Below are 25,905 nucleotides of genomic sequence, written 5' to 3'. Positions count from 1 at the left end.
CGTTCGCGCTGCGCGCAGAAGTCGAGCATGGCTCGACTCTACAGACATCGCTTTCGATCGTTTCCATGTTCATCCACGCATTGCATGGATGTGTCGACCAAGGTCGACACCCACCAACAGCCGCGAAAAACTGTCGAAGGCGGGGTGGGGCCGGTTGCGGGGGTGTCCGCGGCATGGATGCCGCGGCCAAGCCCCCAAGGGTGAGGGCGCTTTGCTTGCGAAGCATTGCTTCGCAAGCGCCCGAACGCACAGCCGCCAGCGGCTGGGCCGGACCGCGGAGCGGGGTTTACGGCGTCCCCCGCAACCGGATCCACCCCGCCATCCCCCAGAAAACCAGCTTTTGACGTTGCCGTTGCCGTTGCTCCGGCCTCTGCGGGTGCAGGGCGCAGCCCTGCCGACCCCCGTACTTGCAACGGTCATCATCCCGGTCCACACTTCGTTGCCGATCTGAAGACGGCAACGATGACCCACAAGATCCCCCTGTTGATCGACACCGACCCCGGTGTGGACGACGCCCTGGCCCTGCTGATGGCCTTTGCCGATGAACGGCATGACGTGGTCGCCCTGACCATCGCCGCCGGCAATGTCGGCCTGCAGTACACCGTACGCAACGCCCTCAAGCTCTGCGACATCGTCGGCCGCGCCGACGTACCGGTGTTTGCCGGTAGCCCGGATCCGCTGCTGCACCCCTCCGTTGACGCTGCCCACGTGCATGGCCGTGATGGCTACGGCGACGTGGACCTGCCGCCGCCGAGCCGCCAGGCCGAGGCCGAGCACGCTGCGCTGGCCATCCTGCGCCTGTCGCACGAGCACGCCGGCGAACTGATGCTGGTGATGCTTGGCCCGTTGACCAACCTGGCCCTGGCACTGAAGCTGGACCCGACCCTTCCCGAGCGCATCAAGCGCATCGTGGTGATGGGCGGCGCGGTCACCTGCCACGGCAACATCACTCCGGCGGCCGAATTCAACATTGCGTTCGACCCGGAAGCGGCGCACGTGGTGTTCACCTCGTTCAAGCACCTGCTGGTTTCGGACTGGGAGGCCACTGTGGCCCACGGTCTGCCGCTTGAGCAGGCGGAGAAGTGGCTGCAGGCCGATTCCGACCGTGCCCGCTTCTACGAGCTGATCTCGCGCAAGACCCGTGGCCTGTCCGAAGACAGCAAGGGCGGTCGCTGGTACACCGCCGATGCGGTGGCCATGGCCTGGGCGCTGAACCCGGAAGGGCAGCTGCAGGTCGAGTCGCGGCCGCTGAATGTGGAGCTGAACGGTACGTTCAGCCGCGGCGCCACCATCGTCGACTGGAACCGCCAGACCGGCCAGCCGGACAACTGCGATCTGCTGATGGCCTACGACCAGCAGCGTTTCGAGGCCCTGGTGCGCCAGGCCCTGGGTGCGGACTGACGTCGATTGACCGGCACCGGTTGCCCCGGGCGGCAACCGGTGCTTATAATGCCGCTCTTGACCACCAGCCCATTTACGGTGTGAGCCCATGAAGGCCGATATCCATCCGAACTACCGCGACGTCGTCTTCCATGACGTCACCTCCGATTTCAAGATCCTGACCCGCTCGACCATGGCGACGAAGGAAACCATCCAGTGGGAAGACGGCAACGAATACCCGCTGGTCAAGGTTGAAATTTCCTCGGCTTCGCACCCGTTCTATACGGGCAAGCACAAGGTCATCGACACCTCGGGCCGTATCGACAAGTTCCAGAAGCGCTACGCGCGCTGATCTGTCGATCCAGCTTCGAACCGACGGCCGCGCTCTGCGCGGCCGTTTGTTTTTCCCCAACGCCAACCCAACGGGCGTTTGGATGGACGGAACACTGCGTTCGGGTGACAACGCTTTTGCCGATCCGGGCCGCTCAACGGCCGGCGTCTGGCCGCCTGTCGTCTACGACTTCTGTCTAGCGCCGGGCAAATGCTGCTGTGCGATAATGGCGTGATCCCCGGCACAGGCCGAGGACGTCATTCACGTGCCTGACCAATGCGCTTGGGCAGGCGCCTTCCCATGAAGGAGCGCACACAGTGTCCGATCTTGATCAGGTCACGCTCAACGCCGGCGATAAGTCGGTCGTTCTGCCCGTCATCAAACCCACCCTTGGCAACGACTGCGTCGACATCGCGAAGCTGACCAAGGAAACGGGGTACTTCACCTACGATTCCGGTTTCACCGCGACGGCCAGCTGCAAGTCCGCCATCACCTACATCGACGGCGACAAGGGCGTGCTGCTGTACCGCGGCTACCCGATCGAACAGTTGTCGGAAAAGTCGAGCTACGTCGAAGTGGCCTACCTGCTGATCAACGGCGAGCGCCCGAGCGCCGAGCAGCTGAAGGCCTTCACCGACGAGCTGGCTGCCGAAGCCAACGTCGATGAGTCGATCAACACCCTGATCGGCAGCTTCGCCAAGGATGCCCATCCGATGGCGATCCTGACCGCCGCCATCGCGCAGCTGTCGGGCATCTACCACGCCTCTCTGGACCTGTCCGACGCCGAGCAGCGCCGCCAGGCCGCCGTGCGCCTGATCGCCAAGGTGCCGACCCTGTCGGCGCTGATCTACCGCCACGGCAAGGGCCTGCCGGCCAACAAGCCGGACACCTCGCTGGACTACGTCAGCCGCTTCCTGAAGCAGACCTTCGAGTCGGCTGATGGCCAGTACGATCTGAACCCGGACGTGGTCAAGGCGCTGGACCTGCTGTTCATCCTGCACGCCGACCACGAGCAGAACGCCTCGACCTCGACCGTGCGCCTGGTCGGTTCGACCGGTGCCAACCCGTACGCGTCGGTCGCCGCTGGCGTCACCGCGCTGTGGGGTCCGGCCCACGGCGGCGCCAACGAAGCCGTGCTGAAGATGCTGGAAGAGATCGGCAGCGCCGACAACGTCGAGTCCGCCGTGGTCAAGGCCAAGGACAAGACCTCCGGCTTCCGCCTGATGGGCTTCGGCCACCGCGTCTACAAGAACTTCGATCCGCGCGCCAAGGTCATCGGTGAGATGACCAGCAAGGTGCTCAAGCAGCTGGGCGTGCAGGATCCGCTGCTGGACGTGGCCGTCAAGCTGGAACAGGCCGCGCTGCAGGACGAGTACTTCGTCGCCCGCAAGCTGTACCCGAACGTCGATTTCTACAGCGGCATCATCTACAAGGCGCTGCAGATCCCGACCGAGATGTTCACCGTCATGTTCGCCCTGGGCCGCACCTCCGGCTGGGTGTCGCATTGGCTGGAACAGCAGGTCGACCCGGAAATGAAGATCGGCCGTCCGCGCCAGGTCTACACCGGCAGCGACGTGCGCGACTACCAGGGCTGATCGCCCGCGTAGGTTGTGCCGAGAACGCCCCGCATCCGCGGGGCGTTTTTTTTTGCTTCGGCTCTGGTGGATGCCAAGCTTGGTTGGCACGCTTTCGACACTCGGGAAAAATCATCCACGCGTGGCATGGATCTACCGCGTTCCCGCTTTTTGGTAGGTGCCAATCTTGGTTGGCACGCTCTTCACCGCGCCAAGACCGCGTGATTCAAGGGTCTCGCCAGCTTCACAAACGCTCGCGCAGCCTCAGGACGCCAGCTGCACCCGCAGCACTGATACGGAGCATCCATCCCATGAGTACCCGATTCGATCCACCCGAGCGCGGCCCGCTCGGTCCCGACGTCGCCGCTGTCGTTACCTCACCCATCGTGCCGCCCACCAGCGAAAGCGCAGTGTCCTGGGGCGCGATCCTGGCCGGCGCCGTTGCCGCCGCTGCACTGTCCCTCATCCTGCTCATCCTGGGTGTAGGCCTTGGTCTGTCCTCGGTGTCACCGTGGTCGTTCGAAGGCGTCAGCAAGGAAACCTTCGGCTGGTCCAGCATCATCTGGCTGACCTTCACCGCGCTGGCCGCTTCCGGCCTGGGTGGTTATCTGGCCGGTCGCCTGCGCACCAAGTGGACGCAGCTGCACGGCGATGAAACCTACTTCCGCGACACCGCGCACGGCTTCGTGTCCTGGGCTGTGGCGACTCTGCTCACTGCTGGCCTGTTGACCTCGGCCATCGGTGGCGTGCTGGGCGCTGGCGCAAAGGTTGCCGGCGCCACTGCAGGCGCCGCTGCATCCACGGCCGGCGTTGCCGCCGCGGGTGCCGGTAGCGCCGCTGCGGCCGCACCGGAAGGCGACCTCAACTATTGGGTGGACTCGCTGTTCCGCAACGCCACCCATGCAGACCCCGCAGCTGCGAGCGCGCCGCCGGCCCCGGGCGCCGCCGACGCTACGCCGGGCGTGCCGCCCATGGGCCCGGCCACGCCTTCCCCGGTCGCCAGCGTCGGCCCACGTGACGCCCGCACGGCCCCGCCGCCGCCGCGCCCGATGCCGGGCAATGGCCCGATGGGTGACCGCCGCGAAGTCCGTGCCGAAGTGAACCGCATCATCGTCAACAGTCTGCAGGGCGATGGCCTGGATCCGGCCGATACCCAGTACCTGTCGCAGCTGATCGCGCGCGAGACGGGCATGAGCCCGGCTGAAGCGCAGGCCCGTGTGACCGACGTGCAGACCCGCATGCGTGCTGCGCTGGAAAAGGCCAAGAACACCGCCAAGCAAGCTGCCGACGATGCGCGCAAGGCCACGGCCTATGCCGCACTGTGGCTGTTCATCACCCTGCTGATCGGCGCGTTCTTCGCCAGCCTCAGCGCCACCTGGGGCGGCCGTCGCCGCGACCTGTAACCCCCATCTGATGCAAGGAGACCTGCCATGAAAACGCTTCTGCTCTGGTTCCTGGGTGTGCCGATTCCGCTGTTGATCCTGTACGCGATCTTCTTCTAGGCACCGCACCGTTCATCGCATCAGGCCGCCGAACGGCGGCCTGATGCATTTTGGTGTCAGTGCAATGAGGGTTGTTGCAAAGGACTGGTGAGGACAATTGCATAGCCCTCAAACATTGAGCGCCTTCAAGGAATCTCCTTAACACGCATCTATTTAGGAAAGCTTGAATGGCCGCAGGGTAGGGCGCTGCCTACCATTCTCTCCGTCGCCCGCCCCCACGCAGGCGGGTGATGCCTCCGCACTGGAGGCCTCATATCCCACCGTCCGAGAGAGACACCATGAACTCCATCCTGAAGAAGGCCGCGCTCGCTGCAGCGCTGGCCACCGTTTCGCTGTCCGCCAATGCATTCGACGCCGACATCAAGGTCTGGGCCAACGTCGATCCGACCCTGGCCCTGCTCAAGGCCGATGGCACGGCGCTGGATTCGGTGGTCAACATGGTCCACAACCCGGTCAGCGGCCTGGTGCCCTGGTCGCAGCAGGTGCGTATCTACTCCAACGATGAAAGCAAGGACATCGAAGTGCGTGTTGGCAGCACCCCGCAGCTGCTCAACACCGATGGTGGCGGCACGCCGGTGCCGCTGACCGTCAGCCTCAACGGCAGGGCGCTGACCGTGGCGGCGCAGGATTTCACCGCATCCGACCTGTTCGATGGCGCCATGCCCGGTGCGTCGATTCCGATGGCGCTGCGTATCGCGCAGACCAGCCCAGCGCCGATCACCCGCGGTGGCCGCTACGAAGGCATCGTCACCATCGCCATGCAGCAGAAGACCACCAGCCCGTAAGGCACTCGCGCCGGCCCGCTTGCCGGGCCGGCTGCATCCGGTAATCCCATGAATGCTCCCGCCCCCGCCGTCACCCGGCTGGCGGTCGCGCTCGCCCTGTCGCTGGCCACTCCCCTGGTCGCGGCGCGCGGCGTTCCCGCCGGTTTCGAGGATCTGGTCGAAGGCCAGACCGAACAACTGGAGATCCGACTGTTCGGTCGTTCGACCGGGCTGGTGCCGGTGCGCGTGACCCTGGAACACGTGCAGCTGGAAACCCCGGCCGAAGCGCTGCAGGCATTGCAGCTGTCCGCCGAAGCGCAGGCTGCGCTGCTGCCGGCGTTGTCGAAGCCGCTGCCGCGCAACAGTCATCTGGCGTGCCGTTACGGCGGTGCCAGTGCCGGTTGCGGGTACATCGATCCTCCCCAGGAGCCCACTGCCGTGCGCGCGCTGTATGACGAAGGCGAGGGCGCCGTGCGCCTGTTTGTCGCCCGCCAATGGATCCCCGGCGAGCCGACCGCCGAGCGCTACCACCAGGTCAGCGCCAATGCCGAGAACGCCTTCCTGCACCAGCACACCTTCAATGTCAGCGGTGGCCGGGGCTACCAGGCGCTGGCCGCGCAAGGCATGGGCGCACTGGGCGTGTTCCAGCGCGGGCACCTGTCCGCCGACTGGACCTTCAGCCAGCAGCACTACCGCGGCGGCCTTGCCAGCCGCCGTTTCCAGCTCGACAACGCCTACTACCGCCATGACCTGGGCCAGCAGCACTACCTGCAGGCCGGGCGCATGGACCGCCGCAACCTGAGCAGCCCGCAGGGCGGCACCTTCAGTTTCAGCATGCTGCCGATGGATCGCTTCCAGGGCCTGCGGTTGGGCACCACGCAGGCCTACGTGGACTCCGCCGCCGCCGTGCAGGCCACGCCCCTCACCGTGCTGCTGGCGCGCGATGCGCGTGTGGATGCGTTCGATGGCGAGCGCCTGTTGCAGACCTTCTACCTGCAGGCAGGCATCAACCAGCTCGATACGCGCCGGTTCCCCATGGGCAACTACACCGTCAGCCTGCACATCTACGAAGACGGCGTGCTGGTACGCAACGAGGACGCGCCGTTCGACAAGGGCGGTGACTGGACCGACAGCAGCGTGCAGTGGTTCCTGCAGGGCGGCCGCCGCAACGAGCGCCGCAGCGACCGCTTTGACGACGAACTGGCGGCCATGGGCGGCCTGCGCGTGCCGATGGGGCGCAACGTGGCCATGACCGCTGGCATCGCCGACCTGGGCGGTTTCAGCTACGGCGAACTGCGGGTGGACCTGCGCCATGTGTTTGCCACCCAGGAAGTCCGCGCCACCTTCAGTGGCATGCACGGCAGCGATGGCAGCCGTGGCCAGCAGCATCAGGTTTCCTACCGTCGCCGCGCTTCGTGGAATGTGTACCACCAGCGCATGCGCGGCCGTGCCTGCCAGTTCGAGGATGACGCGCGCGACCGGCTCGGCTGCGCCGATTCGCTCAGCGCCTCGATGGCGCTGCCGGTGGCCGGCGGCAACGCCTACGTGGCCTATACGCGCCGCCAGACCTGGCGTGCAGGCACCGTGCGGCCGGGGCTGGATGATGATCCGCTGGCCGGACTTGACCCGCTGCTGCCGCCGTGGATGCCACAGCCCACGCGCATACCGCAGCTCAGCCGCACCTGGCAGGCCAGCTACAGCCGCAGCCAGCGCTGGGGCGAGTTCAGTGTCTCCAGCCGCATCGGCGTGTGGCAGCAGACCAGCGGCGGTGGACTGCGCGATGGACGTGACCGCGGCATCTACCTCAATTTCAGCCTCAACCGCCTGCAGCACGATGACCGCGGCAGTTCGCAGCGACGCTATGGCGTGGACGTGCGGCAACCACAGCATGCGCGGCCGGACATCAACTACAGCGCCGGGCAGACGCTGCGCCAGGAATACGAGGATCAGTACCGCGAGGTATCGGGCGAACTGCGCGGCAACAACAACGAGCGCTACAGCGCCACGCTGAGTACCCAGCTGCAGAACCGCATCGGCCAGACCGGTGCCACGGTGTCGCGCTACCAGCACCAGGGTGGCAACGAAGTGGCGTACAGCGCCACGCACAGTTCCGGCCTGGCCATCGGCAAGCGCGGTGTGTACTGGGGCGCTGGCGTTGGCGCCGACGCGGGGCTGGCGGTGCAGGTGGATGACACCGACGACCTGGACCTGACCGGCGTTGCCGCCGAGCTGCAGGTGGGCGGGCTGCGCCGGCAGCGACTGAAGCTGGGCGAGCGCCGGCTGCTGCCGATATCCGCCTACCAGTCGCACCGCGCTGAAGTGCAGGACGCCAGCGCCCTGGACAGTATCGCCGCCGTGCGCGTGAGCGGTGTGGGCGGCGCGCGTCCGTTGTTTCTGTCACCGGGCCGGCTGGTGCGCATGCCGGTGCCGATTGAAGTGACCTACACCTTCATCGGCAACGCCCAGGACATCGCCGGCGCACCGCTGCGCGGTGCCCGCATTCTCAACGCGCCGGTGCCCGGCACCGGCAGCAATGGAGGTTTCGTGGCCGACTTCCCACGACGCGAGAAGACCCTGTACCTGCTGCAGGACGACCGGTTGCTGCACTGCCCGCTGCAGGTGCGCGAGCGCCGCAGCGTGGTGATGCTGGTAGGCGCCGTGCAGTGCGAGCCGCTGGCCGTGGCCCAGCTGCCGGCCGACATCCGCCACCAGGCACGGGTGGTGCGGTTGCTGCAGGAGCAGGCGCTGATCGCCGCCACGCCACAGACCGCAGCAGCGGGGGGTGCGAAGTGAGCCGTCGGTTGTGGTGGGTGATGGCGGTGTTGTGTGGGCTGGTGGTGTTGGTGCCGAGGGCGATGGCGCAACAGCCGCCGGAGACGCATCCGTCGAGCGAGCACCGGGACATCGTGATGAGTTGGGATCGCTCTGCGATGCCAGGAGATATCGAGTTGTGGGCGCCGAGGACTGTGCTGGGCTATGAACTGCTTGGGACGCTTGACTACGGAAGGTTGTATCTGACCTGCAGATCAAGCAGTGACTCGGCACAGGGGAAATGTCCGGTCAATGACACGCTTGAGAATGCGACAAGCATCAAGAGTGTTATTCCGCTTCGATTTACCGAACGACGAAGTGGAATGACAGAAGATCTTGATGTGGTAGCAGAGCTGCGTCGAGGCGAAGCAACAACAGCCTGTAGCCTTGATTACTGGGATAGTTTAATTCGCTTGATTTGGTCATCGAGTTTCACGCCCTGCTTCGGGAAACCAGTGGGAACGGCTGTGTCAATGGAGCTGCAAGGAAAGCAGCTTGAGAGGTTGGTTGCAGGGAACTGGACGGCTCAGCTGGCTCTTTCACTGCATACACCATCTCATTTGAATATCGCAACGTATACGTTTGATCTTGCGCTTGCGGTAACAGACAAGAACGCGGTCTCCATCTACTTCCCGCTTTTCGATCAAGTCACCCCGCACGTCGGCCTGAACCTGCAGTACGACCCGATCGCGCAGACCATCGGCGGCCGTACCCAGCTCGACATGTGCCTGTACGACGGGCTGGGCTCGCAGAGTGCTTACCTGGGCGTCACCGTGCGTGACAGCGGCGCGCAACCTCCCGGGCCCTCGGGCTATTCGGTATGGCACGTCGATGGCGGCAGTGATGCCACCCAGCGCGTGGACTACACCGTCACGCTGGATCACAACGGCAGCAGCCTGCCGATGCGCAATGGTGTGGAGCAGCTGCTGCATGGCATCGATACCGCACGGCTGCGGCTGGTGCTGCTGCCCGGCATGACGCAGCCGGTGTTCTGCGTGCCTACGCCATTGACGCTGGAAACACCGCGCGTGCCGGTCAGCACCAAGCGCCCCGGCTACTACAGCGGCGATCTCAAGGTGGAACTGCGTGTTCCCACCGTCACGCCCTGAATCCCCCATGGAGTACCCGATGAAAACCCTAGTCCGCTGCCTGCTGCCGCTGTCGCTGCTGATGGCGTTGCCTGCCCACGCCAATCTCACCGTGCATCCCATGCGTACGTCGGTGGACGCGAAGAAAGGCGCGCAGATACGTATCTACTCGCAGTCCACCCAGCCGCAGTACGTGCAGGCATCGATCAAGCGCATCGTCGACCCGGCGGGGGCAGGTGAACAGGAGGTCGAGGTGGAGCCGAATGAGGCCGCCATCGCCATCACGCCGGGAAAGTTCGCCCTCGCCGGTGGCGGCAACCGGCTGATCCGTGTGATTCCGCTGCAGCCAGTCGAAAAGGAAACGGCATACCGCGTGTACTTCGAGGGCGTGCGCGGCCCCGAACGTGCGGACCCGGCAGGCGAGGGTGAGAAGGCCCAGGCCAATGTCGGCGTCAGCCTGGTATGGGGCGCGCTGGTCAATGTACTGCCCGCGCAATCGACGATGGACGTGCAGGTGGAGGGAAACCAGCTGCGCAACACCGGCACGGTACGTGTGGGCATCACCAGTATCGCTGACTGCGATGGCGCGCGCTGCACCGCGCATGACGTCTCGCGCAGCCTGTACCCCGGCAGCGCGCTGGAACTGCCATTTCCCCTGCAGCCGGGCCACACGCTGCAGCTGCGCTATCGGCTGACCCGCGATGGCTATCGCGAGCACGTGCACAACGTCGCGCTCTGAGTGCATCTCGCCGCTGTGGCTTGGTGCCACAGCGGTTCCTTCTGTTCCGTTTGTTAAGGAGAATCCCATGAACAAGATCTATCGACGACTCTGGTCCGCCGCCCGCCAATGCTGGGTGGTTGCAAGCGAACTGGCGGCAGCGCGTGGCACGCGCAGGCACACATCGCGTGGTCCCGGACTGGCGCTGATGCTGGCCATGCTGCCGGCATCGGTCATGGCAGCCACTGCGGGCCATCTCGAAACAGGCGCTGATGAGTGGACGGAAGATGCCCTGTACGCTGGCTTTGGCCCGTTCAACACAAGCGCCATGCTTGTGCACGAGGATGCCGTGACCGCTCCCAGCGGGCGAGCGTTCTCCCGCGCGAACGCGCTTCCGCTGGCCTACAGCGATTTCGTCCAGCTCGGTTCGTACGCCGGTGCCCGTGACAGGGCGGTCGCGGTCGGTGTATGGGCATTCTCCAACAGCTACGGCGCGGCACTCGGTTACCAGGCCAATGCCAACGGGCAATACGCGACCGCGCTGGGGCACAAGGCGGTTGCCTGGGAGCTCGGTAGCGTCGCGGTGGGCAATGATGCGAAGTCATATGCGCATAACGCGGTCGTGCTGGGGAGTGGCGCGCTCGCAGCCGGGCGCAACTCCGTCGTGCTGGGCGCGGATTCCAACGACTACGGCGACAATCAGGTGTCGGTCGGTAACGGCGGCATGCGGCGCAAAATCGTATACGTTGCCGACGGTGCAGTCGACGCAAACAGCAGCGAGGTTGTGACCGGCAGGCAGCTGCACGCTACGCAGCAGGCGCTGTCCAGCGTGAGCCAGAGTCAGAAGTTGCTGGCGACGGGGACTGCGGCGACCAATGCCAACGCTGCCCAGGCAGTGGGTAGCCGTGCGCTAGCGATGGGCGTTGGCTCAACAGCTGATGGCGACGATACCATCGCGTTGGGCGGGGGCGCACGCACAGCGTCCGGCCCGGGTATCTCCCGCATCGCCATCGGTGCAGGCGCCTCCGCGGGCACCAGCGGCTGGACGGGTGCCGTCGCCTTGGGCGGGGGCGCCAGTTCCACGCATGACGGCGTTGCCATCGGCTATCAGGCCAAGACAAGCAGCAGCGGTACGACCGCGCTTGGTCGCGGGGCAACGGTCACGCACGGAAATTCGGTTGCACTGGGCGCCAACTCGGTGACCTCCAGCGCCAATACGGTGTCGGTGGGTAACAGCAGCAACAAGCGCAGGATCCAATACCTTGCCGATGGCGTGATTGCGGCGGGCAGTACCGACGCGATCACCGGCAACCAGTTGCATACGACCAATGCATCGGTGGCGACCGCGGCGGCAACGGCGACTGAGGCAAAGGCCGGTGTTGATGCAGTCAACCGGCGACTCAATGCAGAAGCGCTGGCGTTGGGTGGCGGTGCTCTTGCAGAGTCCAATGCTTATGGCATCAGCACTGCAGTGGGGCGCAACGCCAAGAGCTACAACGGCAAGAGCGTCGCGCTGGGTGATGACGCAAGGTCTGGCGTGGACAAGGACGGGAACCGTGTTGCCAACGCCAATGCGGGTGTGTCGGTGGGAGCAATGTCACGCAGCGGCAACGGTGCTGTTGCGGTAGGCCTTGAATCCCAAGCAGAGGGCGACCGCGGCATTGCCATTGGCAATGGGGCAAAGGGCAATGCGGTGCATGCCACCGCTGTCGGGTACCAGAGCAACGCCAGTGCTGGTCAGTCCACTGCACTGGGGCGTGGTACCCAAGCAAGCGCTCCCTTCTCGACTGCGATGGGCAATCTGGCCAGATCGTCGGCCGAAAGTGCCGTGGCCATTGGTGATCGCTCCCTGGCTCAGCACAATGGTTCGGTGGCGTTGGGCAATGGTTCGCAGACCAGCGCTGCCAATCAGATTTCCGTTGGCAACAGCGCCATCAAGCGCAAGCTGGTCAATCTGGCTGACGGTGCGCTCAGTACGTCCAGCACCGAGGCCGTGACCGGCAAGCAGCTCAACGCTACCAATGCCAATGTGACGACTGCACAGAATGCGGCCAATGCCGCGCAGACGGCCGCAACCGGCGCCAGGACCGCCGCGGACAACGCGCTGGGCAGGGCCACGGCGTTGAGTGGTCTGGTCAGCCAGGTATCGGCCACGGGCAATGTGCGCCTGGGCGCAGACAACACTGGCACCGTGGTGGATGTGGCCAACAAGGACGGCGCGAAGCGGCGCGTCAACAACGTTGCCAACGGCGTGCTGAGCGGCACCAGTACCGATGTCGTGACCGGACAGCAGCTTCATGCCACCAACCAGTCTGTTTCCACGCAGGGCCAGTCACTGGTGCTGCACGGCCAGCAGCTGGCAACGCATACCCAGGCTCTCGCGGCACAGGACCAGCGCGTCGCGGCCAACCGCGCCGCCATCGATCAGCTTCGTACGGACGTGGACAACTTCGATCCGGATCTGGATGGAGTGGTGAAGTTCAGTGCCGATCGCCTGCTTGTGGACATGGAAGGTGCGCGCGTATCGGGAGTGGCGGCGGGGGATGTCAGCTCTGCGGCCAGTACCGATGCGGTGAATGGTGGGCAGTTGTTTGCGGCCAACGAGAAGATCTCGGCACTTGAAGGCGCCGGAAAGTTCGTTGCTGTAGGCGGCGGTGGACCGGCCGATAGCGCGGCTGCGGGATTGATCGCGGTCGCGGTCGGGGATTCGGCGAGAGCCGAGGCTGAAGGAGCGGTGGCGGTTGGTAGTTTCGCGATGGCAGCGGGAAAGAACTCAGTTTCCTTGGGTAGGGCTTCAAGTGTCGCGGGAAAGGCTGAGGATGGCTTCGCGCTAGGAGTTAGGGCATCCGTTGAGTCGGAGAAGGGCGTTGCAATAGGTGCCGGAAGCTCTGTTTCCGAAGCTGCTTCTAACAGTGTCGCCGTGGGCGCCGGCTCCATTGCAACTGAGGCGATGACGGTCTCAGTTGGACAAGGTGCTTTGAAGCGTCGGGTTGTGAATGTCGCTCGGGGTGTGAATGAAGGTGATGCATCGACGATTGGTCAGGTCAGTGACGCACTGGCAATGCTTGGGGGAGGCGCCGGCTTTGGCTCAGGAGGCGATGTCATTGCTCCTGTCTACAATGTACAGGGTGGTACGCAGAACAGCGTGGGTGACGCCTTGGCTGTGCTCGATGGCGCGGTGCTCAGGTCCGATAGCCGAGTAGATGGCGTCGAAGGCCAGCTGCGCGCGACATTCCAACAGTCGCCGTCAACCAGCGCAGATGGAATCGGCCAACTGAACCTGGCTGGCGCGCATGGCATGGTTCTGTCGAATCTTGCCGATGGGCATATTGCCGCGGGTAGCCGTGATGCGGTGACTGGGAGTCAGCTGCATGCCACTGAGCAGAAGATTGAGCGTAATAGACGCGACTTGGATGCAATGCAGCGCGACTGGAGCTCGGATCAGAATAGTCTGCTGAGTGAGGCCAGAGATGGAAACCTCATCGACTTCGGCGGCGCACGCCTCACTGGTGTTGCCGATGCGCACCTCTCCGCTGATAGTTCGGATGTGGTGCGCGGGAGCCAGCTGTATGCAACAAACCTGAGACTGAACTCTATCGAAGACAGAAGCGGCAACATTGCATTTGGCTGGATGCCCGAGGAGGGACAGTATTCAGCTGAAGCGGGCCCGGCTGGGCTGGCTGTTGGCAAGAATGCAAAAGCGTCACTGCGTTCAGAAGGCGGCGTCGCTGTAGGTGCTTGGGCAACGGCGGGAGGGAAGAACTCGGTAGCCTTGGGACGCGCGGCGTACGTAGATGAGGGGGCGGTGCAGGGCTTCTCACTCGGAGTCAGTTCCCACGTTTACGGATCGAATGGTGTTGCCTTGGGAGCCGGCGCAGAGGTCAGAACCGGCGCGCTCATGTCAGTCGCCGTTGGCGCCTACTCCATTGCCACTGAGGCGAATACCGCTTCATTCGGTTCATCCGGCCATCAGCGTCGCCTGACCAACATCGCCAACGGCATCGCGAGCCACAATGCAGCCACCATTGGTCAGCTCAGCAGTGCCCTCGCTACCCTCGGCGGCAACATAGACGCCAATGGCAACGTCACCACTCCCGGCTTCAACGTCCAGGGCCAGCACCAGAACACCATCAACGAAGCCCTCGCCACGCTCGACTCGGCCGTAGTCACCACCGGCTCCCGCGTCGATCGCGTGGAAACCCAGCTCCGCTCGGTGTTCCAGGAATCTCCGTCCATCCGCAGCGACGGCACCGCCCAGCTCACCCTGGCGGGCGCCAACGGCATGGTCATCTCCAACGTCGCCAACGGCTTGATCGCCGCCGGCAGCCGCGAGGCGGTCAACGGTGGCCAGTTGCATGCCGTGCAGCAGCAGCTCAACGGTCGCATCGATGGCCTGGAGCAGCGCGTGGACGGCCAGCCGCAGGCGCGTGCAATGGCCACGGCGTCGGCGGCACCGACCGAAGAGATCATGCCAAGCCGGGAAGCCAGCGGTTCGCCGCAGGTCGCTTCGGCGGGCGAGGGCGCTTCGCCTGCACCGCAGCCAAAGTCGAAGAAGGACGATTCGCCCGCGCCCACGCCGCAGGTTGATACCGCCGAGCTGGAAAAGATGCTGGCCCGTGCCAACGAGTACACCGACGGTGCGATCAGCAACTTCGAGCGCCGCCTGGACAAGATGGACAAGCGCTTCAACCGCATGGCGGCGATGAGCAGCGCGCAGACGGCCATGGCCATGAACACCGCTGGCCTGGCCACCTATAACCGCCTTGGCGCGGGTGTGGGCTACGCCGAGGGCGAGTCGGCCATGGCGGTGGGTTACCAGCGCGTACTCAACGACAAGGGCTCAGCCACCTTCAGCCTCAATGGTGCCTTCACCAACAGCGGTGAACGCAGCATGGGCGTGGGTGTGGGCATCGGCTGGTAAGCCATGGCGCCCCGGCGTGGTGCGCGTAACGAGCCCCGCCGCGCCGGGGTCCTTGCCGAGGAGATGGCAATGTACCGATGGGTGAGTCGATTCATCAGCTACCGCACGTTCTACGTTTGGCGGGCACGGTTTTACTACCACACCCGGCATCTGGACGTCTGGATGCTTGCCAGCGTGCTGTGCTTCCTGGGGGTAGTGGCGTTGCTCTGGTACTACTGGCGGTTCACCAATGTGCCGCTTCCGCGCATGCATCCGCAGGTAGCTGCGCTACGGGTGGAGGGCATCACCAACGAGGCGATCCACAGGATTGTTCTGGTGCGCCATGGTGGTACTCCCCCCGGCAAGCCGTTCTCCACGCCGGAGGAGATCCGGGCCAGCACGGTGCGTACGATGCGGGTGCGGCAAGTGCTGGATGGCGAGGTGGCATGGCGGCTGAAGGCGAACCTGCTGGCGGATATCGCCGACTACATCGAGGCGACCGCGGGCTGCGTGCCGTATCAATGCACACGGGTGCAGGCGCACATCAGCCAGCTGCGTGAGGCCGCGACGGAGAACGCGGGCATCAACAGGGCGTTGCAACCCATTCTGGATGGCCCGCGTGATCTGGTGCCCGGTCTCACGAGCGTCGATCGCCAACGGGTGAAGAGCGGCTGGTCGGATTCGTTCAGTGACATCTTTCACCAGGTATGGCTGTTGAACGATCTGCAGACCATGCACGCGCGGATGATGGCGGAGTACCCCAAGCGCGCACCCGCACCGTGGTTGCCGGAGTGGTTGATTGGCCCGGAGCCGACGACCGGTAATGGCATGCCACTGTAGAGCACTGCCATGCTAGGTGGCGCCCGCGGATGCCACGCTCCCTGTAGAGCCGAGCCCACGCTCGGCTGCTCTTCGGTCAGGTATCCGGAAGTCTGAAATGCAGTGCGGACCAACAGTCCGCACCCACCAAGACTGGCGCTACCGTCACCCGCCGATATACGCGGTGATCTCCGCCTCGGCCAGCACCTGCCGCAGCTGCGCCACGGACGCGCGCCGCATCGGCTTCTCGTCCACCGGTGACAGCGGCGCTTGGCGCAGGGCGTCGTAGGGCAGCACGGCCAGGTCGAAGGTCAGCTCTTCGGCACTGAACACCCACACCGGCACGTCGAGGCAGCGTTCGCGGTCCATGCGCAGACGACGTGTCCGTGATTCGGCGGGGATGCCATGTTCGTCCAGGAAGCGATGCACGGCTTCCGGGTCGTCACTGTGCAGGTGCAGCTGCACGGGGCTGTTGGCGTCGGCGGTGCCATCCAGTACCGGGCCGACCAGGCGCGGGGCGAAGCCGTGCAGGAACTCCAGGGCGCGCATTGCGGCTTCGCGGCGGCGCTGCAGTTCGTTGCCATGCTGGGGCCCGGAGAACAACCGCTGGTACTCGCGCAGGGCGTCTTCGATCTCGGTGTTGCGGGGCAGGGAGGCATCGTCGTGGATGCCGAGCCGGGTGGCGGCCTTCAACTTGGCCTGGTGGTAGTCGCGGATGCCGCCTTCGGCCATCAGGCGCGCGGCTTCGTGGGCGAGACGGTGACGACGCTCGCGGGTCTGGCTGGCAGCATGCTGACGGGCGCGATGCATGCGATGACTCCCTGTTGCGACCTGGCTACAGACTAGCGCACGGATGTGACATCTGCGTGGGTATGGCGCGGAGATGCCAACCAGCGGTTGGCACCCACCACGGCAAACGGGTGCCGTTGATCCTGTAGAGCCGAGCCCATGCTCGGCTGCTCTACCGCGGGCGCCCGGAGCCGAGCATGGCTCGGCTCTACAAAGGCGGCGCCAACCAAGGTTGACACCCCCCCCCACCTGCCTCTTAGAAGATATCGAACGCGGCGGCGTCGGCCTGCGGCGTATTGAGGTTCAGGTCGTAGTCGGTCAGGCGGTCCATGTCTTCCACCTTCACCCACTCGGTGGCGCCATTGAGGGTGGCCTGCACCATGCCGCTGGGCGGCTCGTTCTGCGCGATCGGGGTGTCCTTCAGCGCGGTGCGCATGTAGTCGATCCAGATCGGCAGGGCGGCCTTGCCACCGTATTCGCGGTAGCCCAGCGAGCGGAAGTCGTCGCGGCCCACCCACACGGTGGTCACGTACGGGCCACCGAAGCCGGAGAACCAGGCGTCGCGGTGGTCGTTGGTGGAGCCGGTCTTGCCGCCCACGTCCTCGCGGCCGAGCACCTTGGCCTGCACGCCGGTACCGCGCTGGACCACGTCGCGCATCATCGACACCAGCTGGTAGGCGGTGCGGGCGTCGATCGCGCGCGGGGCGGTGCGGGCATCGGGGTTGACCGGCGCGGCCGGGGTTTCGGTCTTGGCTTCGGTCTTGGCCGCAGCGGCCGGGTCCACCTTCGGGGCCGGGGCGCCGAAGTTGAAGCCGTCCACCACCTGGTTGACCGGCTGGTCGCTGCTGCCTGCGCAGTCGCGGCAGGCCAGTGCCGGGTTTTCCTTGAATACCAGGTTGCCGTCGCGGTCATTGACCTGGTCGATCAGCCAGGTGTCCACGCGCGAGCCGCCATTGGCGAACACGGCGTAGCCACGGGCCACCGACAGTGGGGTAAGCGAAGCGGTACCCAACGACATCGACAGGTTCGGCGGCAGTTCGGATTCGGCGAAACCAAACTCGCTGATGTACTTGCGCGCGTAGTCCACGCCCATGCCATCGAGCAGGCGCACCGAGACCAGGTTGCGCGACTGCACCAGCGCTTCACGCAGGCGCATCGGGCCGCGGAAGCCGCCGCCGTCGTTCTGCGGGGCCCAGGTCTTGCCGCGGCGGTCGCGGAACACGACCGGGGCGTCGAGCACGATCGAGGCCGGGTTGTAGCCCTTGTCGAAGGCGGCCGCGTAGACGAACGGCTTGAAGCTCGAACCCGGCTGGCGACGGGCCTGGGTGGCGCGGTTGAACTTGTTGCCGGAGAAGCTGAAGCCACCGACCAGCGCTTTCAGTGCGCCATTGTGGGCATCCAGCGAGACCAGCGCGGACTGGCCGCGCGGGATCTGGTCCAGCAGCCACTCACCTTCCTTGGCACCGGCCCGCACGCGCACGATGTCGCCGCGCTGCACCAGCTTGCCCGGGGTCTTGTTGGTCCACTTGGCAGCGCCGGCCGGCAGCACGATCTCGCTGCGGTTGGCCAGCACCACGGTGGCGCTGCCATCGGCGCCGGTGCTGGCGACGATGGCCGGCAGCAGGCCGGCCTGGCCGAACATGCCGCGCAGGTGCTCGGCCAGGGCAGCGGCGTCTTCACCGGCACCGACCGCTACCTGCTTCTCCACGCCGTGCCAGCCGTGGCGGTGGTCGTACAGCAGCAGGCCGTCGCGCACCGACTGGTTGGCGGCGGTCTGCAGGGTGGAGTCGATCGTGGTGGTGACGTGGTAACCCTTGTTGACCACATCGCCGCCGAAGCGGGCGATCATTTCCTGGCGCACCAGCTCGGCCACGTACGGGGCATCGACCTGGACCGGCGGCTCATGCGCGGTGGCGTGCATCGGCACGGCCTTCGCCGCATCGGCCTCGGCCTGGCTGACGAACTTCAGGTCGGCCATGCGCTGCAGCACGTAGTTGTCGCGGCGCTGGCGGGCACGTTCCGGGTTGGAGATCGGGTTGCCCGAAGACGGGAACTTGGGGATGCCGGCCAGCGAGGCCATTTCATCCAGGTCCAGCTCGTTGAGCTTCTTGCCGTAGTAGAACTCGGCGGCGGCGGCCACACCGTAGGCGCGGTTGCCGAAGAAGCTCTTGTTCAGGTACAGCTCGAAGATCTCGTCCTTGCTCAGCTCCGACTCGATCTTCCGTGCCAGCAGGATCTCGGCCAGCTTGCGGGTGTAGCTGTACTCGGAGCTGAGGAAGAACTGGCGGGCGACCTGCTGGGTGATGGTGGAGCCACCGGGTACGCGCTTGTCGCTGGTGGTGGCCAGCAGCCATACGGCACGGCCGATGCCCATGTAGTCGACGCCGCCATGCTCGTAGAAGCGGGCATCCTCGGTGGCCAGGAACGCCTGCTTCAGGCGCTCGGGCACATCCTTCATGGTGATCGGGGTGCGCCGGGTCTCGCCGAACACCGCCATCAGCTTGCCGTCGGCAGCGTAGACGTACATCGGCTCCTGCATTTCCACGTCGCGCAGGGTCTGCACGTCGGGAAGCTTGGAGGAAACGGCATAGTACAGACCGCCTACGGCGGCCGCGCCGATCAGCGCCAGGACCAGGACAATCAGGAAGATCCAGCGCAGCCAGCGGCGGAGTCGAGTCATCGGGTTCAGATTCCGATTGCGAATTTCGTGGTCGCAGAGTATAGATTACGCAAGGTGGCGGCTGGGGTCGTCGCCGGGGAGCGCAAGGGGAACAGTCAGGGGCTGCATGGTGAATCCGTGAGGGACTTCACAGCAGGGCCGTTGCCATTTGCTAAGAATACGTTATTAATGCTCGGGCGCAGGTCTTGCGTCCAAGTGCCCGTCGGCAGGGGAGAAACCGTGGGGCTCATCCCAAAAAGTCAGTCGCCGCTTGTAGGCGTCGACATCAGTTCGACTGCGGTAAAGCTTTTGCAGCTGTCCCGCAGTGGCAACCGTTTTCGTGTGGAACATTACGCTGTGGAACCTCTTCCGCCGAATGCGGTGGTGGAGAAGAACATCGTGGAAGTGGAGGCCGTGGGTGAGGCCATCCGCCGGGCGATGAACCGCTCGGGGAGCAAGGCCAAGCTGGCTGCTGCTGCCGTCGCCGGTTCGGCGGTGATCACCAAGGTGATCCCGATGCCGGCCGAGCTCGACGAAAACGACATGGAAGCCCAGATCGAGCTGGAAGCGGTCAACTACATTCCGTACCCGATCGAGGAAGTGAACCTGGACTTCGAGGTGATCGGGGCGATCCCGAACAACCCGGAGATGGTCCAGGTGCTGCTGGCCGCGTCGCGTTCGGAGAACGTGGAACTGCGCCAGTCGGCCCTGGAACTGGGTGGCCTGCAGGCCAAGGTGATGGATGTGGAGGCCTTCGCGGTCGAGAACGCCTACGCCCTGGTCGCCAGCGAGCTGCCGGTGTCCATTGAGGGCGTGGTCGCGCTGGTCGATATCGGCGCCACCATGACCACCCTCAATGTCCTGCGTGGTGGCCGCAGCCTGTACAGCCGCGAACAGGTGTTCGGTGGCAAGCAGCTGACCGACGAGATCATGCGCCGCTACGGCCTGAGCTACGAGGAAGCCGGCCTGGCCAAGCGCCAGGGCGGGCTGCCGGAAAGCTACGAGATGGAAGTGCTGGAACCGTTCAAGGAAGCCACGGTCCAGCAGATCAGCCGCCTGCTGCAGTTCTTCTATGCAGGCAGTGAGTTCAACCGCGTTGACCACATCGTACTGGCCGGCGGCTGCGCTGTGCTGGGCGGGCTGCCGGAGATGGTCGAGGAACAGCTGGGCGTGCCGACCGTGGTCGCCAACCCGCTGGCGCAGATGACCCTGGGGCCGAAGGTGAACGCGCATGCGCTCGCCCAGGATGCCCCCGCGCTGATGATCGCCACCGGTCTGGCGCTGAGGAGCTTCGACTGATGGCACGCATCAATCTATTGCCCTGGCGCGCCGAACGGCGCAAGCAACGCCAGCGCGAGTTCTACGCAATGCTGGGCATGGCCGCGATCGGTGGCCTGCTGCTGTCGCTGCTGATCTGGTTCTATTACGACCGCCAGGTGAGCGGCCAGATGGACCGCAATGCCTATCTGGAAGCCGAGATCGAGAAGGTCAAGGAACAGAACAAGGAGATCGACCGCCTTGACGCGCAGAAGGAGCGCCTGCTGGCCCGCAAGAAAGTGATCGAGGAACTGCAGGCCAAGCGCTCGCAGATGGTGCACCTGTTCGATGCGCTGGTGCGCACGATTCCCGATGGCCTGGTGCTGACCGCGCTGAAGCAGGAAGGCGACGTGCTGACCCTGGAAGGCCGCACCCAGTCCAACGCCCGTGTTTCGGCGTACATGCGCAACCTGGAGACCTCCGGCTGGATGACCAACCCGGAACTGTCGATCATCGAAGCGCGTGACCCCGAAAAGGACAAGGACGGCAAGACCGGCCCTGTTGCGGACATCAAGGCGCTGCCTTATGTGTTCGTGGTCAAGGTGAAGCTGCCGGCGCAGAGCGAAGAAGTGGCGGCGACGCCCGGTCTGAACGCAGACGGCTCGGTGGCAACGGCAGCGCCGGCGCCAGTGGCACCGCTTGCCGCAGGCCCGGATGCGGCCACCCCTGCGGCTCCGGCGGCAGGCCCGGCAGCGAGCCCGGGTGCACCGGCGCCGGCGGCACCTGCTGCTGCCCCGGCCAGCGCACCGGCCAAGCCGAACCAACCGGCCGCACCGGCTGCCCAGCCCGCCCCGAAGCCTGAGGGCAGCCGCCTGGCGCAGCCGCCGCAGGCCTTCCATGCCCCGCTGCAGGGGGACCGCGCATGAGCCAGAAGATCGATCTCAAGAACCTGGATTTCAACGACATCGGCAACTGGCCGCAGAAGGCCAAGATCGTCTTCTGCTCGCTGCTGGCGGTGGTGATCATGTTCGTTGCGTGGATGCTGCTGATCAGCGGCAAGCGTGAGGAACTGGCCGGCCTGGAATCGAAGGAAACCGAGCTGCGTTCGGAGTTCACCAAGCAGCAGGAGCGCGCGGTGAACCTGGCGCCGCTGAAGCAGCAGCTGGCGCAGATGGAGCAGGTGCTGCAGCAGATGTTGCGGCAGCTGCCCAGCAAGACCGAAATGCCCGACCTGATCATCGACATCTCGCAGACCGCGCTGTCCAGCGGCCTGACCAACGAGCTGTTCGAGCCGGAGCAGGAGCAGGTCAAGGAGTTCTACGCCGAGAAGCCGATCAAGCTGCGGATGGTGGGCAGCTACCACCAGTTCGGTGCGTTCGTCAGCGGCGTGGCCTCGCTGCCGCGGGTGGTGATCCTGACCATGCACGACATCAACCTCAAGCCCAAGGACAAGACCAGCGGCAACGTCCGCAGTGGCGCGCTGGAACTGTCCGGCACGGTCAAGACCTATCGCTACCTGGACGAGACCGAGGTGCAGGAACAGCAGAAGGCTGAAGCCGGCAAGGAGGACAAGAAGTGATCCGTTCCTTCTTCGCACGTTGTGGAATGGTGGCCGCCGTGCTGCTGCTGGCCGCATGCGGCCGCGGCGTGACCAGCACGCCGGGTGATGCGCCGAATCTTGAAAAGTGGGTGGAGGGTGAGCGTGCGCGACCGGCACAGCCACTGGAGCCGCTGCCGGTGATGCAGCAGTTCGAGACCTTCGAATACTCCGCGCAGGGCATGCGCGATCCGTTCACCGATGCCTGGACCAATCCGCAGCAGGGGAATGGCGGATTGCGTCCGGATCCGAACCGGCGCAAGGAGCCGTTGGAAGGCTTCCCGCTGGATGCACTGGACATGGTCGGTACCATCGGCACCGGTGCAGGCACCGTCGCGCTGGTGATGGGGCCGGACAAGGTGACCTACCGGGTGCGCCCGGGCGGTTACCTCGGGCAGAGCGACGGGCGGGTCACGGCGGTCTTCGAAGACCGCGTGGAGCTGATCGAACTGGTGCCGGATGGCGCGGGCGGCTGGCTGGAACGGCCGGCAACGCTCTCGCTTGAAGATCAATGATCGTTTACTGGGGATAGCACGATGACCTTTCACCAAGCCAAGGGGCTGCGTCCCATCCGGCGCTCTACCTTGAACCGTGTCAGCGCGTTGGGAGTCGCGCTGATGCTGGCCTGCGCTCCGGCGCTGGCCGCCGCACCGGCGGAAAAGCCGGTGGGCGCCACCGTGGCCCCGGCGACAGCGCCGGCGGGCCTGTCGGTGGCCAAGATTGATTTCAAGCGTGGCGATGACGGCGCCGGGCGCCTGATCGTCCAGTTCGACGGCCAGGGCGCGGTCCCGGACCTGCGCACGCAGGGCAACAGCGTGGTGGTCGACGTCGGCAACGCCCGACTGCCGGCCAACCTGCAGAAGCCGATGAACGTCACCGACTTCGCCACGCCGGTGCAGCGCATCGACGCCAAGCCGTCCGGTGCCGGTACCCAGCTGGTGCTCAGCACCGGTGGCGCAGTGGAGTCGCTGGCTTACCAGAGCGGCAACGAGTACGTGGTGGAGATCAGCCCGCGGCAGGCTCCGGCCGCTGTCGGTGCCGTCACTGCCGGCAGCGTCACCCAGGCTGCCAAGGCTGTCGGCCAGCGCGGTTTCACCGGTAAGCCGGTGACCTTCAACTTCCAGGACGTGCCGGTGCGCACGGTGCTGCAGTTGATCGCCGAGGAATCCAATCTCAACGTGGTGGCGTCCGATTCGGTACAGGGCAATGTGACCCTGCGTCTGGTCAACGTGCCGTGGGACCAGGCGCTGGACATCGTGCTGCGTGCCAAGGGCCTGGACAAGCGCCGCGACGGCAGCGTGATCTGGGTGGCGCCGCAGGCCGAACTGGCCAAGTTCGAGCAGGAGAAGGAAGACGCGCGCATCGCCATCGAAAACCGCGAAGACCTGGTCACCGATTACGTCCAGATCAACTACCACAGCGCCACCCAGATCTTCAAAGCGCTGACCGAGGCCAAGGGCATCGGTGGCGGCGGTGGTGGCGGCAATGGTGGTGGTGGCGGTTCGTCGCAGGAGGACAGTGGTTTCCTGTCCTCGCGCGGCCGCATCGTCGCCGACGAGCGCACCAACACGCTGATGATCAGCGACATCCCGAAGAAGATCGCGCGCATGCGTGAGCTGATCGGGGTGATCGACCGCCCTGTGGACCAGGTGCTGATCGAAAGCCGCATCGTCATCGCCACCGACACCTTCGCCCGCGAGCTGGGTGCGAAGTTCGGTATCAGCGGCAGCCGCGACAACGTGTACTTCAGCGGCAGCCTGGATGCCAATGCCGAAACCCGCAAGTCGCAGGTGGATACCGCGCAGGCCAACGCCAAGGCAGTCCGTGAGTGGCAGGCCGGTGGCAGCGTCGGCCCGGCGCCGATTCCCAGTGGCCCGACCATCAAGCGCGGGCTGAACTGGAACCTGCCGGTGGCCGCGGCCAACAACCCGGGCTCGCTGGCGCTGTCGATCCTCAACGCAGGCTACCTGCTGGACGTGGAGCTGTCGGCCATGCAGGAAGAGTCACGTGGTGAAGTGATCTCCAACCCGCGCGTGGTTACCACCAACCAGCGCGAGGCGATGATCAAGCAGGGCAAGGAAATCGGTTACGTCACCATCAGCGGCGCCGGTGCTGCCGGTGGCGCCGGTTCCACCCCGAACGTGCAGTTCAAGGAAGTGGTGCTGGAGCTGCGGGTGACCCCCACCATCACCAACGACAACCGCGTGTTCCTCAACATGCAGGTGAAGAAGGACGAAGTCGACCGCCTGATCGAACTGCAGGGCTACGGCACGGTGCCGTCGATCAACCGCCGCGAGGTCAATACTGCGGTGCTGGTCGAGGACGGGCAGACCGTGGTCATCGGTGGTGTGTACGAGTTCACCGACCGCAGCAGCATCAGCAAGGTACCGTTCCTGGGCGACGTGCCGTTCCTGGGCAATCTGTTCAAGAAGCGTGGCCGCAACAAGGACAAGGCCGAGCTGCTGGTGTTCGTCACCCCGAAGGTGCTGCGCGTGGCCAAGCAGAACTGAGCCCGCGCCACCGGCGAAACGAAGAAGGGCCGCCATGCGCGGCCCTTCCTCGTTTCCACAAGTAGATCCCCGCCATGCGTGGATGGGCCGTTCAGCCGTTCTTGATGCCAATCGCAGAGCACCCTGCGATGATGTCGGGAACCCGTGCCGTCCCGCGCCGGTCAAAGGCCCCCATGAACCTGCCACCGCCGATGCCCGAATCCGCCACGCCGCCGCCCGCGCCGGCCGCCTCCCGCCTGCATGGCGCCTTCACCCAGCTGCGGGACGCCCTGTCGGCCGAGATCGTCGGCCAGGCGGCACTGGTCGAACGCCTGCTGATCGCGCTGCTGGCCGATGGTCACCTGCTGGTGGAAGGCGCTCCGGGCCTGGCCAAGACCACGGCGATCCGTGCGCTGGCCTCGCGCCTGGAAGCTGACTTCGCCCGCGTGCAGTTCACCCCGGACCTGCTGCCGGCCGATCTGACCGGTACCGAGATCTGGCGCCCGCAGGAAGGCCGCTTCGAATTCGTACCTGGCCCGATCTTCCACCCGATCCTGCTGGCCGATGAAATCAACCGCGCGCCGGCCAAGGTGCAGTCGGCACTGCTGGAAGCGATGGGCGAGCGCCAGGTCACCGTTGGCCGCCACACCTACGCGCTGCCGCCGCTGTTCCTGGTGATGGCCACGCAGAACCCGATCGAGCAGGAAGGCACCTTCCCGCTGCCGGAAGCACAGCTGGACCGCTTCCTGATGCACGTGCGCATCAGCTACCCCGATCAGGCCGCCGAATCGGAGATCCTGCGCCTGGCCCGCGAGCGTGCCCGCGGCGCGCTGGGCGAGGCGGCACCGGCACCGGAGAAGCTGCCGATGCAGGATGTGTTCGATGCCCGCCGCGAAGTGCTGGACCTGCACATGGCGCCAGCGCTGGAACGCTACCTGATCGAGCTGGTGCTGGCCTCGCGTGAGCCGTCGCGTTATGACGCTGGCCTTGGCCGTCGCATTGCCTGGGGGGCAAGCCCACGTGGTTCCATCGCGCTGGAACGCTGTGCGCGTGCGCGTGCCTGGCTGGCTGGCCGCGATTTCGTCACCCCCGATGATGTGCGAGCGGTTGCCGCCGACGTGCTGCGCCATCGCGTGCTGCCCAGCTACGAAGCTACCGCTGAAGGCTGGGATGGCGAACGCCTGGTGCAGGAGCTGCTGGCCCGGGTGCCGGCACCCTGAGCCTGCG

General features: G+C 65.5%; 18 protein-coding genes. 16 read left to right on the top strand and 2 right to left on the bottom strand.

Going from position 1 to position 25,905, the window contains the following annotated elements; translation table 11 throughout:
* Positions 1-462: 462 nt before the first annotated feature.
* The 10 genes from N5J73_RS10035 to N5J73_RS09990 all read left to right on the top strand — a co-directional run bounded on the left by N5J73_RS10035 (position 463) and on the right by N5J73_RS09990 (position 15,908).
* The gene (locus N5J73_RS10035) at positions 463-1,401 is read left to right on the top strand and encodes a nucleoside hydrolase (RefSeq protein ID WP_049444618.1); all 939 of its coding nucleotides are present in this window, start codon (positions 463-465) and stop codon (positions 1,399-1,401) included.
* 88 nt (positions 1,402-1,489) lie between these two features.
* On the top strand, positions 1,490-1,732 hold the full coding sequence (locus N5J73_RS10030; RefSeq protein WP_005410871.1) for a type B 50S ribosomal protein L31: 243 nt from the start codon (positions 1,490-1,492) through the stop codon (positions 1,730-1,732).
* 296 nt (positions 1,733-2,028) lie between these two features.
* On the top strand, positions 2,029-3,306 hold the full coding sequence (locus N5J73_RS10025) for a citrate synthase (RefSeq protein ID WP_032127838.1): 1,278 nt from the start codon (positions 2,029-2,031) through the stop codon (positions 3,304-3,306).
* A 290-nt stretch (positions 3,307-3,596) separates the two neighbouring features.
* Positions 3,597-4,688: a hypothetical protein gene (locus N5J73_RS10020; RefSeq protein ID WP_049444617.1), complete on the top strand. Its 1,092-nt coding sequence runs from the start codon at positions 3,597-3,599 to the stop codon at positions 4,686-4,688.
* Between the two features lie 377 nt (positions 4,689-5,065).
* Complete coding sequence (locus tag N5J73_RS10015; protein WP_046984294.1) at positions 5,066-5,572, top strand: CS1 type fimbrial major subunit; 507 nt, start codon at positions 5,066-5,068, stop codon at positions 5,570-5,572.
* A 48-nt stretch (positions 5,573-5,620) separates the two neighbouring features.
* Complete coding sequence (locus tag N5J73_RS10010; protein ID WP_279940894.1) at positions 5,621-8,344, top strand: TcfC E-set like domain-containing protein; 2,724 nt, start codon at positions 5,621-5,623, stop codon at positions 8,342-8,344.
* Positions 8,341-9,471 carry a CfaE/CblD family pilus tip adhesin gene (locus N5J73_RS10005; RefSeq protein WP_049444612.1) on the top strand — a complete coding sequence of 377 codons (1,131 nt, stop codon included), beginning with the start codon at positions 8,341-8,343 and terminating at the stop codon, positions 9,469-9,471. Before N5J73_RS10010 ends, N5J73_RS10005 begins: the two co-directional genes overlap by 4 nt.
* A gap of 19 nt (positions 9,472-9,490) precedes the next feature.
* Positions 9,491-10,189 carry a pilus assembly protein gene (locus tag N5J73_RS10000; protein ID WP_049444624.1) on the top strand — a complete coding sequence of 233 codons (699 nt, stop codon included), beginning with the start codon at positions 9,491-9,493 and terminating at the stop codon, positions 10,187-10,189.
* A gap of 67 nt (positions 10,190-10,256) precedes the next feature.
* Positions 10,257-15,089: an ESPR-type extended signal peptide-containing protein gene (locus N5J73_RS09995; RefSeq protein ID WP_279940891.1), complete on the top strand. Its 4,833-nt coding sequence runs from the start codon at positions 10,257-10,259 to the stop codon at positions 15,087-15,089.
* A 69-nt stretch (positions 15,090-15,158) separates the two neighbouring features.
* Complete coding sequence (locus tag N5J73_RS09990) at positions 15,159-15,908, top strand: hypothetical protein (RefSeq protein WP_049444611.1); 750 nt, start codon at positions 15,159-15,161, stop codon at positions 15,906-15,908.
* 144 nt (positions 15,909-16,052) lie between these two features.
* On the opposite strand, the gene N5J73_RS09985 is transcribed toward N5J73_RS09990, so the two are convergent.
* Both N5J73_RS09985 and N5J73_RS09980 read right to left on the bottom strand, forming a co-directional pair.
* Entirely contained in the window at positions 16,053-16,697 is a 645-nt protein-coding gene (locus N5J73_RS09985) for a hypothetical protein (protein WP_046984289.1), read from the bottom strand.
* Between the two features lie 235 nt (positions 16,698-16,932).
* Entirely contained in the window at positions 16,933-19,356 is a 2,424-nt protein-coding gene (locus N5J73_RS09980) for a penicillin-binding protein 1A (RefSeq protein WP_049444609.1), read from the bottom strand.
* Between the two features lie 219 nt (positions 19,357-19,575).
* On the opposite strand from N5J73_RS09980, the gene N5J73_RS09975 reads away from it, so the two are divergent.
* From N5J73_RS09975 to N5J73_RS09950, 6 genes are all read left to right on the top strand, one after another.
* Positions 19,576-20,634 carry a pilus assembly protein PilM gene (locus N5J73_RS09975; RefSeq protein ID WP_010484061.1) on the top strand — a complete coding sequence of 353 codons (1,059 nt, stop codon included), beginning with the start codon at positions 19,576-19,578 and terminating at the stop codon, positions 20,632-20,634.
* Positions 20,634-21,518, top strand: a complete 885-nt coding sequence (locus N5J73_RS09970; protein ID WP_049444607.1) for a PilN domain-containing protein — start codon at positions 20,634-20,636, stop codon at positions 21,516-21,518. Before N5J73_RS09975 ends, N5J73_RS09970 begins: the two co-directional genes overlap by 1 nt.
* Positions 21,515-22,171, top strand: coding sequence for a type 4a pilus biogenesis protein PilO (pilO, locus tag N5J73_RS09965; RefSeq protein WP_049444605.1), 657 nt, complete (start codon positions 21,515-21,517; stop codon positions 22,169-22,171). Before N5J73_RS09970 ends, pilO begins: the two co-directional genes overlap by 4 nt.
* Entirely contained in the window at positions 22,168-22,704 is a 537-nt protein-coding gene (locus N5J73_RS09960; protein ID WP_226053694.1) for a pilus assembly protein PilP, read from the top strand. Before pilO ends, N5J73_RS09960 begins: the two co-directional genes overlap by 4 nt.
* Before the next feature lie 21 nt (positions 22,705-22,725).
* Complete coding sequence (locus N5J73_RS09955; protein ID WP_049444603.1) at positions 22,726-24,699, top strand: type IV pilus secretin PilQ family protein; 1,974 nt, start codon at positions 22,726-22,728, stop codon at positions 24,697-24,699.
* Between the two features lie 173 nt (positions 24,700-24,872).
* Positions 24,873-25,898 (top strand): MoxR family ATPase, encoded by a 1,026-nt coding sequence (locus N5J73_RS09950; RefSeq protein ID WP_049444601.1) that lies wholly within the window; start codon positions 24,873-24,875, stop codon positions 25,896-25,898.
* The last annotated feature ends 7 nt before the right edge of the window (positions 25,899-25,905 follow it).

The sequence above is a fragment of the Stenotrophomonas sp. GD03654 genome (assembly GCF_029845105.1).
Lineage (GTDB): Bacteria > Pseudomonadota > Gammaproteobacteria > Xanthomonadales > Xanthomonadaceae > Stenotrophomonas > Stenotrophomonas africana.
This window is presented reverse-complemented; position numbering and strand designations above follow the sequence as displayed.

Excerpts from the sequence above, each read along its gene's own strand:
- N5J73_RS10035 (WP_049444618.1), top strand. The coding sequence starts at position 463 with ATGACCCACAAGATCCCCCTGTTGATCGACACCGACCCCGGTGTGGAC.
- N5J73_RS10030 (WP_005410871.1), top strand. The coding sequence starts at position 1,490 with ATGAAGGCCGATATCCATCCGAACTACCGCGACGTCGTCTTCCATGAC.
- N5J73_RS10020 (WP_049444617.1), top strand. The coding sequence starts at position 3,597 with ATGAGTACCCGATTCGATCCACCCGAGCGCGGCCCGCTCGGTCCCGAC.
- N5J73_RS10015 (WP_046984294.1), top strand. The coding sequence starts at position 5,066 with ATGAACTCCATCCTGAAGAAGGCCGCGCTCGCTGCAGCGCTGGCCACC.
- N5J73_RS10010 (WP_279940894.1), top strand. The coding sequence starts at position 5,621 with ATGAATGCTCCCGCCCCCGCCGTCACCCGGCTGGCGGTCGCGCTCGCC.
- N5J73_RS10000 (WP_049444624.1), top strand. The coding sequence starts at position 9,491 with ATGAAAACCCTAGTCCGCTGCCTGCTGCCGCTGTCGCTGCTGATGGCG.
- N5J73_RS09995 (WP_279940891.1), top strand. The coding sequence starts at position 10,257 with ATGAACAAGATCTATCGACGACTCTGGTCCGCCGCCCGCCAATGCTGG.
- N5J73_RS09990 (WP_049444611.1), top strand. The coding sequence starts at position 15,159 with ATGTACCGATGGGTGAGTCGATTCATCAGCTACCGCACGTTCTACGTT.
- N5J73_RS09985 (WP_046984289.1), bottom strand. The coding sequence starts at position 16,697 with ATGCATCGCGCCCGTCAGCATGCTGCCAGCCAGACCCGCGAGCGTCGT.
- N5J73_RS09980 (WP_049444609.1), bottom strand. The coding sequence starts at position 19,356 with ATGACTCGACTCCGCCGCTGGCTGCGCTGGATCTTCCTGATTGTCCTG.
- N5J73_RS09970 (WP_049444607.1), top strand. The coding sequence starts at position 20,634 with ATGGCACGCATCAATCTATTGCCCTGGCGCGCCGAACGGCGCAAGCAA.
- pilO (WP_049444605.1), top strand. The coding sequence starts at position 21,515 with ATGAGCCAGAAGATCGATCTCAAGAACCTGGATTTCAACGACATCGGC.
- N5J73_RS09955 (WP_049444603.1), top strand. The coding sequence starts at position 22,726 with ATGACCTTTCACCAAGCCAAGGGGCTGCGTCCCATCCGGCGCTCTACC.
- N5J73_RS09950 (WP_049444601.1), top strand. The coding sequence starts at position 24,873 with ATGAACCTGCCACCGCCGATGCCCGAATCCGCCACGCCGCCGCCCGCG.